Genomic DNA, 14896 nt, shown 5'->3' on the forward strand with positions numbered 1-14896 from the left:
ATGGTCACGGAATCCTTTCGACCATTGTCGATCAGCCGAATGACAGTGGAACGACGACGAATCCGTGTTTGTCGGAGCCGGTTGATAAACATTCTCGCGTACGGAGTTCTTCCCCCCACTCCCCCAGGAGACGAGAATGACCAAGGCATCCAAGCGCGCCGCGCTCATCATCGGTATGAGCTGTGCAGCAATCGGTTTGGTTTCCACGCCGGCGCACGCCGAGTCCACCGACCAGTACGACGCGGTGCAGTACCAGTTCTGCGGCAACAATGACGTCGCCGAACTGGAGTTCACCAACAAATACGGCAACTCCCAGAAGGAATTCGTCGACATGTCCGACGGCTGCCGGTACTACCGATTCACCGAGACCGACGAATACGGCGGCTTCGCCTCGGCGAGTGTGACCGACGAGGACGGCGGCGCGGTGTCGTGCACCATCTGGGTCAACGGCCGGGTCGTCGCCAAGTCCAACGACAACTCGGAGTACTACAGCTGGGCGAGCTGCTACTGACCGATCGGGGCAGGGTGGGCGCGGCGTCCCGGCCGAGTGTGAGACCGGCGATGCGGAATCCCGGGTCAGCGGTGTTCAGGATCGGGCGCCGGCACCGGGGCGTCGTCGGGCGCGTCGGTCTCACGCCGCACCGGGAGCACGCAGGCGACCACCGCGAGTCCCACCGCGATCCACAACGCCTGCGCACCGAACCCGCGGAAGGCGAGCCCGCCGAGCGCCGCGCCGACGGCAAAGGAGAACCAGTAGCCGACGGTGGACAGCCAGCTCCACGGGTGCTCGGTCCCGATGCCCGCGGCCAGTTGATGGGCCGCCTTCACCAGAGTTCCGGTGACATAGGTCAACCCGACGTGCACGTCGGTGCCCGCCGACAATGCCGAACTGATCAGGCCGCCGGCGAGGGCGATCAGCACCATGCCCGACCACTCCGATGCCGTGGTGGCCACGATCGCACCGACCAGGATCACGACGGCGATCGCCACCATGACCACTCGATGGGCGTGCCCGACCCATCGAACGATGGCCGCGCCGGCGAAACACCCCCCGAAGAACAGGACGACCAGCAACGCCGTCAGCCCGACCAGACCCCAGTGACCGGTCGCCGTCGACGACCCGAGGATCGTCGAATTGCCGGACATGAACGCCACGAAGCTGCCCTGCAACACGACGAATGCGATCGCGTCGACGAATCCGGCCAGACCCAGCAGCCATACGCCGAGGACGACGTCCGACGAGCCCAGGCGGGCGCTTCTCTCCGCACGGGCGGTTCTCGCAGTCACGCACAACCTTTGGTCGAGTTCCTCGCGTGTCCCCCGTGGTGCCGCAGAGCCTGCACCCAAGGGACACGACATCGTCATCGGGCCCGGCCTCCGACGGTCCGCGGAGATCTGGGTCCGCTGACGAGTATCGGCCATCCGATCATCTTGCGGGGAGTTGCGAACCGAACAGCCACGACCCGGCTTCTGGCCGGGCCGCCGCCGGCACGTCGCGGCGGGAACGCCGATGGACATCAGCAACCGAGAACGCGACGTTGATCCAGGCGCCGCCATCGGCTCAGACCACGGTGAATCAGTCACCGAGCGCGGGGGCCAGGAAGGGCCACGAGCGATGCATTGCCTCCTGAAAGTACGGCCACGAGTGGGTGCCGCGGGTGACGAAGTCGAATGTGGCGGGAATTCCCAGATTCTCGAGTCGATCTTGCAACTGCCGGGTGCAGTACATCGTGGCCGCCTCGATTCCACCACCGACCGCGAGTTGGTCGATCAGGTGAGCGGGATCAGGGACCTCGCGGGAACTGTCATGCTCACCCGGTAGCCCCGATGCAGACGAGAGGAACAGCGTCAGCCCTCGCAGCTTGTCGGCGTGCACGACAGGGTCGTGTGCACGCCAGACCGGCCCCCCGTAGGCGCCCCACATGTTCGTCGCATCCGACTGACCGCGCAACTCGACCACCGAACGAACAGCGAGTTGCCCGAATGCGTCCGAGGTTGCCGCACACCCGCTGTAGGAAGCGACGGCGCGGAACCGCCCGGGATGCTCGATGGCCAGGTTCAATGCCGACGTCGCCGATCCGGAGATCCCGGCGATCACGTTGTGCCCGTTCGTCGGATACCGCGAGTCGATGATCGACGGCAGTTCCTCACCCAGGAATGTCGACCACTTGTTCACACCCAGTCGTGGATCAGATCGAAGCCAATCGGTGTAGTAGGTGTAGGCACCTTGAGTGGGGATGACGACGTAGACGTCCTTGTCGGCCAGGAACCGCACCAGATCGGTCTTGTGTAGCCAATTCGCCTCATTCTCTCCTCCGGCGGCGCCATTCATCAGGTAGAGCACGCCCCGTGGCCGCGAGTTGTCGGCGGGTGTGATGACGGTGAGATCTATGTCGCGATTCATCGACGGTGAATGCACGGCAACGGAACTCACCCGCTCACCCCTCGTCGGAGAAGAGTTCGGGAAAGCCTGGGCGGCCGCAGGGAGCGGCGACATCGGTAAAAGTGCTAGTACACAAATGATTCCGACGATCACGACGGCTTCGGCGATGATCGTGGCCATCGCCGAAGCGCTGTCGTGTCGAATTCCGCTGTCGCACTGGCGTCGGCACCGATGATGACTACCGTGGCCACCATGGTCACCCGCCGAGCGTTTCTCGCCGCTGCCGCCGGCCTTGCTGCCACCGGCCCGGCAACCCGTGCCATGGCGACTCCCGGTGGTGACATGGACGTGCTGTCTGCGGGCGACCCGGGATATGCGCGACTGGCATCCCGCGGCTACAACCCCCGTTTCAGGGCCACGCCGCGGGAGATCTTGGTGCCGCATCACCCGAAGGCTGTCATCCTCGCCGTCCAGCGGGCCGTCGATGCCGGGGCACGGATCGGATTACGCTCCGGCGGACACTGTTTCGAGGATTTCGTGGACGGCCCTCAGACACGCGTCCTCATCGACCTCGAGAAGTTGGGCGGCCTCGGGTTCGACCGCGAACACAACAGTTTTTCACTCGGTGCCTCCGTAGATCTGGGTACGGCGTACCGGCGGCTTGCCCGAGGCTGGGGGGTCACGATCCCGGGTGGAACATGCCTCGGCGTCGGTGCGGCCGGGCATATCAGCGGGGGCGGATTCGGGGGATTGTCCCGCCAGTTCGGGGCAGTGGCCGACCACGTATACGGCGTCGAGGTCGTCGTCGTGGACGGCAGTGGACAGGCAAGACCGGTCCTGGCCACCCGCGACGGCCCACATCGCGACCTCTGGTGGGCACACACCGGTGGCGGCGGTGGGAACTTCGGGGTGATCACCAGGTTCCTACTACGATCGGCTGGGTCCGATGGTCATGATCCACGGACCGCTCTACCCCGACCACCCGCCCGGATACGGGTGGGAAAGGTGCATCTCGCGGTGCCCACGATCAGTGCGTTCACGGCCTTCGTCGGCAACTTCCTGCGCTACTTTTCCGCTCACTCCACACCCGGTTCACCTGGGTGCAGCATGTACGGCACGCTCCACGCCGGGTCACTCCACACCGGTGGTGTCCGTGTCGAGACGTACTACAACGCGGAGGCACGGCACATCTACGACGAATTCGCCGCCGATCTGTCGCGCGGGGTATGGCCACCACCGGTTCCGGCACGGCCCGTCGAGGGCCCCTTCCTGGACGCCACATTGCAGTACTGCACACCTCGTGGCGCGGCGACCTCCGCGATCAAGACCAAGTCGGCCTTCTTGCGTGCACCGTTCTCCGACCGGCAACTGCGAACACTCCATCGGTTCCTCAGCGATCCCGTCATCGTGGACGGAGGGTCGGGTATCGAACTCTTCACCGTGGGCGGGCAGATCAATGCGGTCTCACCCGCCCAGACGGCGCTCGCCGAGCGGTCCTCGATCGCAAAACTGCAGATGGTCGCGGCCTGGCCCCGGTCACGTGCGGGCACCGACGAATTGGCCTGGGTTCGGAACTTCTATCGGACTCTCTACGCCGACACCGGCGGGGTCCCGAAGCCCGACGACGCCAACGGTGGCTGCTATGTCAACTATCCCGACTCCGACATGGCCGCCCCGGAATGGAACCCGGACGTGCCCTGGCATGTCCTCTACCACCAAACGAACTACGCTCGCCTACAAGAAGCGAAAGCCCGGTGGGATCCACTCGGCTGCTTCACCCACGAGCTCGGTGTCACGACGTGAACCGTGATCACCGCGGGAATTCGGTCCTGTTGTGCCCAAGGCACTCTGACGGTCCCGATCGACGATTCACCCGTCTGGCCGGCATGACGTCGAGACCGGCATCCCGACCCAGCGCAATCGTCTCCTCGACACCGGATGCGTGCAACGACCCGGCCACACTGGTACATCGCGCCGGGCTCCCTCGACGACCCTGCCACCATCCGCCTCGACGGAATGATCATCGCCCCTCCGGGCCGACCGCCAAATGGGCCACCCGCGCACGTCGTCGTCCGCGTAACGGGTCCGAACCTGCACCGCTTCGGCGACGGGCCGGCGATGATGCTACCCGTGGACGAGGCACAGATTCTGGCGAGCGAGACTGCGAGATATGCTCGCGGGCAATAGAAGTCACTGATGCATCCGATGCGCGCGACGGTCCGGCGAGCGCCGATCGTCAGATAGTCGCTACTCGCCGACCTGACCGTCGATAGCCTCCCGAAGAAGGTCGGCGTGCCCGCTGTGGCGGGCGTGCTCCTCGATCATGTGCAGTAGCACGTACCGTACCGAGTAGGCCTCACCGTCAGACTCCACCGTGTAGTCGAGGTCGGGAGCTGCGCGAGAACGCCGCGCGAGGTCCTGCACGCGTTGTGCCATCGAATGAATGTCTCCCGCGCATCGGAAGCGTCCACCTCGAAGCTGCCGTCGGCGCTCGTCGCCCATATTGGTTGGGCGTCGGCGCCGTCGAGGAATGATCAAGACCTGTGGATCTGGGAGGGCGTGCCTTCCCGCAAATATGATCCCGGTAGTCACTTGATCAAGTCAGCGTTGCAGCGCTGGCGGAAAGGCACGCCTCGTGCTCACGGTAGTCAACACCAATGAAGGTTCCAACCCGGCCGACGATCAGAGCCGCTCGATCCTCGATGAGATCGTGCGTGACGGCGCCCGACAGATGCTTGCCGCGGCGCTACGCGCGGAGGTGGCCGCCTACATCGACCAGTTCGCCGATCAGGTCGACGAGAACGGGCACCGACTGGTAGTCCGTAACGGGTACCACAACGCGCGGGAGGTGATGACCGCCGCGGGTGCGGTCACGGTGAAAGCACCGCGGGTCAATGACAAGCGTGTCGACCCCGAAACCGAGGAGCGGCACAAGTTTTCGTCGAAGATCTTGCCCGCGTGGGCGCGTAAGAGTCCGGAGATCTCCGCGGTGCTGCCGTTGCTGTATCTACATGGGCTGTCCTCGGGTGATTTCGGGCCGGCGCTCGAGCAGTTCCTGGGGTCGGGCGCCGGACTGTCGGCGGCCACGATCACCCGGCTGACCAAGCAATGGCAGAAAGAGGCCGCCGCCTTCGCCGACCGGGCTATCACCGCCGACTATGTGTACCTGTGGGTCGACGGTATCCACCTCAAGGTGCGTTTGGAGCAGGAGAAGCTGTGCCTGCTGGTGATGATCGGGGTCCGCGCCGACGGCAAGAAGGAACTCATCGCAGTCGCTGATGGGTATCGGGAATCGACCGAGTCGTGGGCGGATCTGCTGCGGTCGTGCAAACGCCGCGGCATGCCGGCGCCGGCTCTGGCCGTCGGGGACGGGGCGCTCGGCTTCTGGGCCGCGATCCGGGAGGTGTTCCCCGACACGCGTGAGCAACGATGCTGGTTCCACAAACAAGCCAATGTTCTTGCTGCGCTACCGAAATCAGCCCACCCCAACGCGATCAAGGCGATGCAGGAAATCTACAACGCCGAAGACGAACACCACGCCCGCCAAGCGATCACCGCGTTCGAGAAAGCCTACAGCGCCAAGTACCCGAAGGCCGTGGCCAAGATCGTCGATGACGACGACGTGCTACTCGAGTTCTACCGGTACCCGGCCGAACACTGGATACATCTGCGCACCACCAACCCGATCGAGTCCACGTTCGCGACCGTGCGACTGCGGACCAAGGTGACCAAAGGCCCCGGATCACGGGCCGCCGGCATCGCGATGGCCTACAAGTTGATCGAGGCTGCCCAATCGAAATGGCGGGCGGTCAACGCACCGCACCTGGTGAAACTGGTCCGTGACGGCGCCACCTTCGAAAAAGGCAAACTCGTCGAACCCGACCCCAACTCAGACTCCGAGGAGGCCGCCTGAAACTCGCCCATCCACAGGTCTTGACAATAACTCGGCGCCGTCGAGCACGACGCTGAATCAGCTCATCTCCACGGCAGCCATGTGTCGGATCAGCCGGAGCAGTGTCAGAGCAGACGGCGGGACGGCGCACCGCGCTTGAGGTCGTCGTCCGTCACCCCTTCGCACTTCATCGCGAGCGTTGCGCGGTGGTAGTCCAGGAACGCAGTCAGCGAGGCACGTTCGCCTGCGCTCTGCGGCGGGTGAACTCGCGGGTCTTCGACCAATCGCTTGATCATCGCAGCCCTCCTGGGCACCGAAACACCGGCCACCTCCGCGGACGCATCGACCGCCCCGGCATGTCAGATGCGGGTCCCACACCATGAGACATGCTCACTCACCACCGACACCTCACCAGGCCCTGTGAAGCATCCCCGGTTGGTTCGCATCACCCCTGTTCGCGCGCAATTGCGGCAACACGTGGGCGGCCCGTCTCCGACACCTCGACCACGAGGAGGCCCCAGTTGGGGCCCGACACAACTGCAAACTAAGTTCACATACCACCAAAACATGTAAAAATCTTGCCTCAAACTTTACATATTGTGGCGAGCTGTGAGAGGGTCAGCCGCATGACCTGGGAGCCCGAGAAGCCATACAACGCACTACCACCACCACCCGAGGTTGACGTACTGGAGACCAGGTCTGTACTCAAAGCAGCCATCGGCGCGAGAACTGCTCTTGCAAAGCTTGACCAGGCTGCGTTCTCAATGCCCAACCCGACCGTCCTGATCAACTCGATCCCCGTCCTGGAGGCGCAGGCCAGCTCCGAGATCGAGAACATCGTCACCACGACAGACGAACTGTTTCGCCACATCGACGACGACGAGGCGTCAGCCGACGCAGCCACTCGCGAGACCCTGCGTTACCGCACCGCCCTACGCAGAGGGTTCTCCCTTACCCAGGAACGGGGACTTACGGCCTCAACTGCGTCGGCCGTGTGCAGCATCATCAAGGCCCGCGAGATGAAGGTACGAGCCGTCCCAGGGACGAGAATCGCGAACCCTGGCACCGGCGAGGTCGTATACAGCCCACCCGAGGGGCGGGACTTGATCGTGGAGAAGCTGAACGCATGGGAACACTTCGTTCATGCCGAAGACGGACTCGACCCCCTCGTCCGTATGGCTGCCGCTCACTACCAGTTCGAAGCGATTCATCCGTTCTCGGATGGCAACGGACGAACCGGACGAATTCTGAACGTCCTGATGCTGGTTGAGGCAGAACTCCTACGGATGCCAGTCCTGTACCTGTCTCGCTACATCATCGACACCAAGAACAACTACTACCGACTCCTTCTCGCCGTCACGTCGGAAGGCGCATGGGAAGAGTGGGTGCTCTACATTCTCGCCGGTATCGAGAGCACGTCGTTGATGACCCTCCGCAAGATCGACGCCATACGCGATCTCCAGGAAAGCTTCGGACAGCGTTCGCGTGCAATCAACAAGGGCACCGCACACTCTGAGTTTCAGTCGCTCCTGTTCGAGCAGCCCTACTGCCGCATCAACACAGTGGTAGAGCGTTGTGACGTGTCACGTCCGACGGCTACGAGCTGGCTCGGTTCTCTCGCCGCAGCCGGGCTACTTCAGGACATCAAAGTTGGGCGCGACCGCCTGTTCATCAACCGCGAGTTCCTGCGTGTGCTGGCTCGCCCTGAGCCCCTGGTCGCGACATAGAAAGGATGTTTACATGGCTCGAAAAAGTATGAAAAACAGCTAACAAAGTTAGCAGTTTTTAGTGACCTAGGTTACATCTGGAGCTCGCGACCTGGCACTACAGCTCCCGACCGACTTGTACGACGAGGATCCCGATACCGTCGGTGTAGCCCACGGACTCGCCTGATCAGCAGCGGGTGTGGGCGAATCGTGGGCAGCAAGGCCCACAGACGCCCCCGCCGTACGGTAAAAGAGCCCTACCTGCACAGACAGGTGAGGGCCTCGGCGGAAGCGGAGGGATTTGAACCCCCGGTGGTTTTACCCACGCTCGCTTTCAAGGCGAGTGCATTCGGCCGCTCTGCCACGCTTCCCTGCCGCAAAGGGTACGTGACCTCCCGACGTGGGGTCACACCGACTCGGTGACGAGATGTGCCACGATCGGCACATGCGCGCGATCACAGTGTCCCCGTCCGGTGAGTTGTCGATCTCCACCATCCCCGACCCCGTCGTCGGCCCCGGCGAGGTGGTGATCGACGTCGTCGCCGCGGGGGTGAACCGTGCCGATCTGCTGCAGCGTGCCGGGCACTATCCGCCGCCGCCGGGTGCGCCGGACACCCTGGGCCTGGAGGTGTCGGGACGGATCTCGGCGATCGGTGAGGGTGTGGACGGCTGGGCCGTCGACGACGAGGTCTGCGCCCTTCTTGCCGGCGGCGGCTACGCTGAACGCGTCGTCGTCCCCGCACCACAGGTACTACCGGTACCGGCCGGGGTGTCCCTACGCGATGCCGCGGCCCTGCCCGAGGTTGCCTGCACAGTGGTGTCGAATCTCGTCGAGGCGGCACACCTGCAGTCCGACGAACTCCTGCTGATCCACGGAGGTTCCAGCGGAATCGGTACGCATGCAACTCAATTGGCACACGCCCTGGGCGCACGGGTGGCGGTCACCGCCCGCACCCGGGACAAGCTCGAGCGTTGTGCGGGATTCGGCGCCGACATCCTGATCGACTACACCGCAGAGGATTTCGCGGAGGTGGTGCTCGAGCACGGTGGCGCCGACGTCATCCTCGACATCATCGGCGCAAAGTATCTGGCGCAGAACGTGTCCGCGCTCGCCACCGGTGGACGTCTGGTGATCATCGGGATGCAGGGCGGCACCAAGGCCGAGTTGTCGATCGCGACGCTGATGAACAAGCGCGCATCGGTGATCGGCACCACGCTGCGCGCCCGTCCGGTCGACGGCGCGGATGGCAAGGGCCACATCGTCTCCCGAACCCGCGAGGTCACCTGGCCACTGATCGAGGCAGGAAAGATCCGGCCCGTCGTCGACGGCGTCTTCGATCTCGCCGACGCCGATCAGGCGCATTCGCGGCTGACGAGCGGCGATGCGGTCGGCAAGATCCTGCTGCGGGTGGCCGACTGACGAGATCGGTACCCGGTCAACGCGATCGAGCGCCCAGTCAACACGGTTAGGCGCCCGGTCAACGGGATTGGGCGCCCAGTCAACGGGATTGGGCGCCCAGTCAACGGGATCGGGCGCCCAGTCAACGGGATTGGGCGCCCGGTCAACGGGATCGGGTGCCCAGTCAACGGGATCGGGAGCCCGGCCAACGAGATCGGGTACCCGGTCAACGCGGTTGGGCGCCCGGTTAGGGTTCCACGCAGGCGTCGCGGACCTTGGCGAAGATGTCGCCGATCTGCCGGTACTCGTCTTCACTGAGCGCGTCGACGACGCAGCGTCGGATGACCTGGTCGCGCAGGACCAGCTGCCGGTCGAGTTCGGCCCGGCCGGCCTCGGTGATCCGCACGAGCCGGTGGCGGGCGTCGACGTGCGACGGCACCCGATCGAGCAGCCCTTCGTCGAGGAGGCGGCTGACCACCCGGGACACAGTGCTCAACCCGGCATGCATGGCGGTGGCGAGTTCACTGATCCCGGCCGACTCACGTTCGGCGATGATCTCCAGCAACCGCATGTCGGTGGCCACCACACCCTGCGCCCCGAAGTGCGCTTGCACCTGGGCCATCAGTGCCCACCCACCGTCGACGAAGGTGTGCCAGACCTTCAGCTGGTCTGCACCCAGGCGTTGATCGCGCCCTTCTGCCGCCGGTAGGTCGTCGCTCCCCGCATCTGACTTCCCAGTGTTCACTTTCCTCAACATAGTTCAGGTCCCCGACCTCAGCCCAATCGGGCGTCCATCGGAGAGACGACAATCTTCCACCCGTCAGGCAAGCTACCTTCCACCCGTCAGGCAAGTGACCCGAGGGTGCGGACCAGGTGGTCGACCTCGTACGGCGCCGAATACGGGCCGAGACCGATGGTGACCGCTCCGCCGAAGTCGTCGGCCCCCATCCGGGCCAAGGCGCGGCTCGGACGGTCGGCGAGCGCACAGATCCCGTTGTCGGCGAGGCGACGCACCACGGTGTCGGCACCGACCCCGTCGACGGCGAAGCTGACCAGCGGGATCCGCCGGTCTCCGCCACCGATCACCGAGACGTGATTGAGCTGGTCGAGAGTGGTGGTCAGGTAGTAGCCGAGCCGTTGCAGGTACTCCCCGACCCCGTCGAGCGCGGTGACCAGCCGGCGTCGGCGTTTGCCCAGCGCATCCGGATCGAGCCCGGCGAGATGCTCCACCGACGCGACCACCCCGGCCAGCAGCGCCCCCTGGTGCTCACCCACCTCCAGCCGTGCGGGCCCGGTGGTCCGCGGATCGGAGGACAGCGTGGCCAGTCGGTCGAGGGTGTGCGGGTCGGCGAAGGCCAGCGCCGACATCCGCGGCCCACCCCAGTTCTCCGCCGACACCACCAGCACGTCGGCACCGAGTTCGGCGGCGTCGAGCGGCACATACGGGGCGGCACTCGACGCATCGACCACCAGCAGCGCCCCCACCTCGCGGGTACGCCGGGCGATCTCCGACACGTCGGTCAGCGTGCCCATCGTCGACGACGCGAGCGGCACCGCCACCACCGCCGTCTGCTCGTCGATCAGGTCGTCGTACTGCCAGGTGGGCAGCTCACCGGTCTCCACGTCGATCTCGGCCCACCGCACCCGGCCGCCCACCCGGCCCACCGCCCGCACCCACGGCACGATGTTCGGTTCGTCGTCGGCGCGGCTGACCACCACGTTCCCGGTCAGCCAGGTGTTGGGGTTGATCGCCTCGGCCAGGGTCCACAGCAGCACGCTGCGCGACGGCCCGAGCACCACTGCCCCCGGGGAGGTCGCGGTGAGGTCGGCCAGGGCCCGGCGAGCACCGTCGAGTGCCTCGGCGGTGGCCTCCGCGGCCGGATACCGTCCGCCGGGAGCCGCGACGAGCTGGCGGAACCCGGTGGACACGGCGCTGGCCACCGAGTCCGGGATGAGCATGCCGGCCTGCGGGTCGAGGTGGATCCAACCGTCGCCGAGCGAGGGGAAGAGTCCACGGACATGCGCGACGTCGAACGCCATGCGAACACGATAGACGCCGGCCGGTCCCGTACCGCCCGGGATCGCCCGCCCCGCGCCCCGACCCCGGCACGCCCACCCGGGCGCCGTCGGCCCGCCCCGCCGTCGGTCACGATTGGCACAATGGAGCGCATGGTCATCGACGCCAACCCCGACAACCCGTTCGGCAACCCCGATCCCGACGGCGAGCACGGCTCCCCCGACGACCGCGTCGTCCTCGTCGGCGCGAGTGCCCCGCTCGGTGCCACCGCGGCCGCCGAGAACTCCGACGAAGGCCACAGCGTCGCCGACATGGTGGAGCAGCCGGCCAAGGTGATGCGGATCGGCACCATGATCAAGCAGCTCCTCGAGGAGGTCCGGGCGGCTCCGCTCGACGATGCGAGCCGCAACCGTCTCCGGGCGATCCACCAGTCGTCGATCCGGGAACTCGAGGACGGCCTCGCCCCGGAACTGCGGGAAGAACTCGAACGCCTCGCACTGCCGTTCACCGACGACGCCACCCCGTCCGACGCCGAGTTGCGGATCGCGCAGGCACAGCTGGTCGGCTGGCTGGAGGGCCTGTTCCACGGCATCCAGACCGCGCTGTTCGCCCAGCAGATGGCGGCCCGCGCACAGCTCGAACAGATGCGTCAGGGTGCGCTCCCACCGGGGATGACGCCGCCGGTCGGCGGGCACGGCAACACCGGGCAGTACCTCTGACCATCGTCTGCGCCGTCGCCGACGACCCGCGCGGCAGCGGCCCCGGCTTGCGCGCCGGTGTCCGCCCGGTTCCCTCGGTCGGCGGCGGCGCAGTTCTGACCGGCAAGTATTGTGGGGGCTCGTGTCAGCGGAAGTGAACGACCAGCGGATCATCCCGCCGCCCCCGCCGGGGATTCAGTCGCGGAGCCTGCGTCGGGCATTCAGCGACATGGCGGCCGGCCTGCGGTCCCGCGAGCTGTGGCTGCATCTCGGCTGGCAGGACATCAAGCAGCGGTACCGGCGCTCGGTGCTCGGTCCGCTGTGGATCACCATCGCCACCGGCGTCACCGCCGTCGCGATGGGCCTGCTCTACGGCGAGCTGTTCCACATGGACATCAAGACCTTCTTGCCGTACGTGACGCTCGGGTTCATCTTCTGGAACTTCATCCAGAACTCGATCCTCGACGGCGCGGAGGTGTTCTCCAAGAACGAGGGCCTGATCAAACAGCTGCCCGCACCGGTGAGCGTGCACGTGTATCGCAACTCGTGGCGGCAGCTGATCATCTTCGCCCACAACATCGTCATCTACCTGGTGATCCTGATCGTCTTCCCGCAGCCGCTGAACTGGACCGTGGTGCTGGTCATCCCGGCGATCGCGCTGTTCGTGCTCAACGGCATCTGGGTGACCATCGTGTTCGGCATCCTGTCGACCCGATTCCGCGACATCGGTCAGCTGCTGACCACCGCGGTGCAGCTGGTGTTCTTCATGACCCCGATCATCTGGACCACCGACAGCCTCGGCCGGCAGACCGGCGAGCAGTCCGAGCGGCTCAAGCTGGTCGAGCTCAACCCGATGTATCACTACCTGGAGATCACCCGCGGCCCGCTGCTGGGGCAGTCGGTGGCCTTCTACCACTGGCTGATCGTGCTGGCCTGCACCGCCGTCGGCTGGCTGATGGCGATCCTGGTGATGCGCAACTACCGGGCCCGCGTGGCCTACTGGGTGTGAGAGAGACACAGATGAGCATGACCAGCATGAACAGCTCGGTCCGCGTCGACACGTGGGGCGCCTGCGTCGACTTCCCCATCTTCGACGCCAAGACCCGCTCGCTGAAGAAATCGGTGATCGGGGCCGCCGGTGGCGTGATCGGCTCCAACTCCTCCAACGTGGTCGTCGTCGAGGCGCTCAAGAACATCGACCTGCATCTCGAGCACGGCGACCGCATCGGCCTGGTCGGCCACAACGGCGCCGGCAAGTCGACGCTGCTGCGGTTGCTGTCGGGGATCTACGAGCCCACCCGTGGCGCCTGCCAGGTGACCGGCCGGGTGGCACCGGTCTTCGACCTCGGCGTGGGCATGGACCCGGAGATCTCCGGCTACGAGAACATCATCATCCGCGGCATGTTCCTGGGCATGAGCCGCAAGGAGATGCTCAAGAAGATCGACGAGATCGCAGAGTTCTCCGAACTCGGCGACTACCTGCAGATGCCGTTGCGCACCTACTCCACCGGCATGCGGGTGCGTCTGGCGCTGGGCGTGGTGACCAGCATCGATCCGGAGATCCTGATCCTCGACGAGGGGATCGGCGCGGTGGACGCCGAGTTCATGAAGAAGGCCCGCGCGCGACTGGCCGCACTCGTCGAGCGGTCGGGCATCCTGGTCTTCGCCAGCCACTCCAACGAGTTCCTCGCCCAGCTGTGTGACCGTGCCCTGTGGGTCGACCACGGCGAGATCCGGATGGACGGCGGGATCGAGGAGGTGGTCGGCGCCTACGAGGGCCCGGACGCCGCCGCACACGTCCGCGAGGTGATCGCCGGGATGGCTCGACAGGAATCCGCCGAATGAGCGTGCCGCACAGCACCTCCGAGACCGTGGTCGCGGTGGTGGTGACCCATCGCCGCGCCGAGTTGCTGAAGGCCTCACTGGCCGTGGTGTCCGAGCAGTCACGCCCGGTCGACCACATCGTCGTCGTCGACAACGCCGACGAACAGCAGGTGGCCGACCTGGTTGCCGCACAACCGGTTCCGACCACCTACCTCGGATCGAAACGCAATCTCGGCGGGGCCGGCGGATTCGCCCTCGGCATGCTGCACGCACTGGCACTGGGCGCGAACTGGGTGTGGTGCGCCGACGACGACGGCCGCCCGGAGGGCCCCGAGGTACTCGCCACCCTGCTCGACTGCGCCCGGCGCCACGAGTTGTCGGAGGTGTCGCCGGTGGTCGCCAACATCGACGACCCCGACACCCTCGCCTTCCCGCTGCGACGCGGACTGGTGTGGCGCCGCAAGCGTTCGGAACTGTTCGAGAACGGTGCCGACAGCGGCGACGACCTGCTGCCCGACATCGCATCGCTGTTCAACGGCGCACTGTTCCGCGCCGAGGCCCTCGAGATGATCGGCGTCCCGGACCTGCGGCTGTTCTTCCGCGGCGACGAGGTGGAGATGCACCGCCGGCTGCAGCGGTCGGGTCTGGCATTCGGAACCTGCCTGACGACGGCGTATCTGCATCCGTACGGCTCCGACGAGTTCCGGCCGATCCTCGGCGGGCGGATGCACACCCAGTACCCCGACAACGCGACCAAACGGTTCTTCACCTACCGCAATCGCGGCTACCTGATGAGCCAGCCGGGTATGCGCAGACTGCTGCCGCAGGAGTACGCGCGGTTCGGGTGGTATTTCCTCGTCCAGCAGCGCGACGTCGACGGTTTCCGCGAATGGCTGCGCCTGCAACGACTGGGACGAAAAGAGCATTTCGTCCGACCGTGAATGCGCCGGAATCGGCATTCACCGCCACCGATTGAC

Annotated in this window: 15 protein-coding genes and 1 tRNA gene; 9 read left to right on the forward strand and 7 right to left on the reverse strand. The window is 65.8% G+C overall.

Annotation, left to right across the window (positions count from 1 at the left end):
• Nucleotides 1–136 precede the first annotated feature (136 nt).
• A complete protein-coding gene (locus tag Q9K23_RS10990) occupies nucleotides 137–511 on the forward strand; it encodes a hypothetical protein (protein ID WP_020792236.1) in 375 nt (124 codons plus the stop codon).
• Between the two features lie 65 nt (nucleotides 512–576).
• On the opposite strand, the gene Q9K23_RS10995 is transcribed toward Q9K23_RS10990, so the two are convergent.
• Together Q9K23_RS10995 and Q9K23_RS11000 are read right to left on the reverse strand one after the other, a co-directional pair.
• Entirely contained in the window at nucleotides 577–1287 is a 711-nt protein-coding gene (locus Q9K23_RS10995) for a YoaK family protein (RefSeq protein ID WP_160319592.1), read from the reverse strand.
• A 289-nt stretch (nucleotides 1288–1576) separates the two neighbouring features.
• Complete coding sequence (locus tag Q9K23_RS11000; protein ID WP_020792347.1) at nucleotides 1577–2563, reverse strand: alpha/beta hydrolase family protein; 987 nt, start codon at nucleotides 2561–2563, stop codon at nucleotides 1577–1579.
• Between the two features lie 72 nt (nucleotides 2564–2635).
• Between Q9K23_RS11000 and Q9K23_RS11005 the strand changes: the two genes are divergently transcribed.
• Nucleotides 2636–4186: an FAD-binding protein gene (locus Q9K23_RS11005; protein ID WP_053777049.1), complete on the forward strand. Its 1551-nt coding sequence runs from the start codon at nucleotides 2636–2638 to the stop codon at nucleotides 4184–4186.
• A 444-nt stretch (nucleotides 4187–4630) separates the two neighbouring features.
• Here the strand turns inward: Q9K23_RS11005 and Q9K23_RS11010 are convergent, their stop codons facing one another.
• On the reverse strand, nucleotides 4631–4819 hold the full coding sequence (locus tag Q9K23_RS11010; RefSeq protein ID WP_020792346.1) for a DUF664 domain-containing protein: 189 nt from the start codon (nucleotides 4817–4819) through the stop codon (nucleotides 4631–4633).
• A gap of 199 nt (nucleotides 4820–5018) precedes the next feature.
• Between Q9K23_RS11010 and Q9K23_RS11015 the strand changes: the two genes are divergently transcribed.
• The gene (locus tag Q9K23_RS11015) at nucleotides 5019–6296 is read left to right on the forward strand and encodes an IS256 family transposase (protein WP_053778630.1); all 1278 of its coding nucleotides are present in this window, start codon (nucleotides 5019–5021) and stop codon (nucleotides 6294–6296) included.
• A gap of 104 nt (nucleotides 6297–6400) precedes the next feature.
• On the opposite strand, the gene Q9K23_RS11020 is transcribed toward Q9K23_RS11015, so the two are convergent.
• Nucleotides 6401–6571: a DUF664 domain-containing protein gene (locus Q9K23_RS11020; protein ID WP_222838398.1), complete on the reverse strand. Its 171-nt coding sequence runs from the start codon at nucleotides 6569–6571 to the stop codon at nucleotides 6401–6403.
• Nucleotides 6572–6901: 330 nt separating this feature from the next.
• Between Q9K23_RS11020 and Q9K23_RS11025 the strand changes: the two genes are divergently transcribed.
• Nucleotides 6902–8002 (forward strand): Fic/DOC family N-terminal domain-containing protein, encoded by a 1101-nt coding sequence (locus Q9K23_RS11025; RefSeq protein WP_053778703.1) that lies wholly within the window; start codon nucleotides 6902–6904, stop codon nucleotides 8000–8002.
• A gap of 265 nt (nucleotides 8003–8267) precedes the next feature.
• On the opposite strand, the gene Q9K23_RS11030 is transcribed toward Q9K23_RS11025, so the two are convergent.
• Nucleotides 8268–8352, reverse strand: a tRNA-Ser gene (locus tag Q9K23_RS11030).
• Nucleotides 8353–8426: 74 nt separating this feature from the next.
• On the opposite strand from Q9K23_RS11030, the gene Q9K23_RS11035 reads away from it, so the two are divergent.
• Nucleotides 8427–9401 carry an NAD(P)H-quinone oxidoreductase gene (locus Q9K23_RS11035; RefSeq protein WP_053778702.1) on the forward strand — a complete coding sequence of 325 codons (975 nt, stop codon included), beginning with the start codon at nucleotides 8427–8429 and terminating at the stop codon, nucleotides 9399–9401.
• A 226-nt stretch (nucleotides 9402–9627) separates the two neighbouring features.
• Here Q9K23_RS11035 and Q9K23_RS11040 read toward each other — a convergent pair whose 3' ends face one another.
• Both Q9K23_RS11040 and Q9K23_RS11045 read right to left on the reverse strand, forming a co-directional pair.
• Nucleotides 9628–10125: a MarR family transcriptional regulator gene (locus tag Q9K23_RS11040; RefSeq protein ID WP_020791626.1), complete on the reverse strand. Its 498-nt coding sequence runs from the start codon at nucleotides 10123–10125 to the stop codon at nucleotides 9628–9630.
• Nucleotides 10126–10223: 98 nt separating this feature from the next.
• Complete coding sequence (locus Q9K23_RS11045) at nucleotides 10224–11420, reverse strand: aminotransferase class V-fold PLP-dependent enzyme (protein ID WP_053778701.1); 1197 nt, start codon at nucleotides 11418–11420, stop codon at nucleotides 10224–10226.
• Between the two features lie 120 nt (nucleotides 11421–11540).
• Here Q9K23_RS11045 and Q9K23_RS11050 point away from each other — a divergent pair, with 120 nt between their 5' ends.
• The 4 genes from Q9K23_RS11050 to Q9K23_RS11065 all read left to right on the forward strand — a co-directional run bounded on the left by Q9K23_RS11050 (nucleotide 11541) and on the right by Q9K23_RS11065 (nucleotide 14860).
• Nucleotides 11541–12116: a bacterial proteasome activator family protein gene (locus Q9K23_RS11050; RefSeq protein WP_020790389.1), complete on the forward strand. Its 576-nt coding sequence runs from the start codon at nucleotides 11541–11543 to the stop codon at nucleotides 12114–12116.
• Nucleotides 12117–12237: 121 nt separating this feature from the next.
• Nucleotides 12238–13104 carry an ABC transporter permease gene (locus Q9K23_RS11055; protein WP_053778700.1) on the forward strand — a complete coding sequence of 289 codons (867 nt, stop codon included), beginning with the start codon at nucleotides 12238–12240 and terminating at the stop codon, nucleotides 13102–13104.
• Nucleotides 13105–13121: 17 nt separating this feature from the next.
• Nucleotides 13122–13940 carry an ABC transporter ATP-binding protein gene (locus Q9K23_RS11060; protein ID WP_152972924.1) on the forward strand — a complete coding sequence of 273 codons (819 nt, stop codon included), beginning with the start codon at nucleotides 13122–13124 and terminating at the stop codon, nucleotides 13938–13940.
• Nucleotides 13937–14860, forward strand: a complete 924-nt coding sequence (locus Q9K23_RS11065; protein WP_053778699.1) for a glycosyltransferase family 2 protein — start codon at nucleotides 13937–13939, stop codon at nucleotides 14858–14860. Before Q9K23_RS11060 ends, Q9K23_RS11065 begins: the two co-directional genes overlap by 4 nt.
• Nucleotides 14861–14896 lie beyond the last annotated feature (36 nt).

The sequence above is a fragment of the Gordonia sp. NB41Y genome (assembly GCF_030718915.1).
In the GTDB taxonomy this organism is placed as follows: Bacteria; Actinomycetota; Actinomycetes; order Mycobacteriales; family Mycobacteriaceae; genus Gordonia; species Gordonia desulfuricans.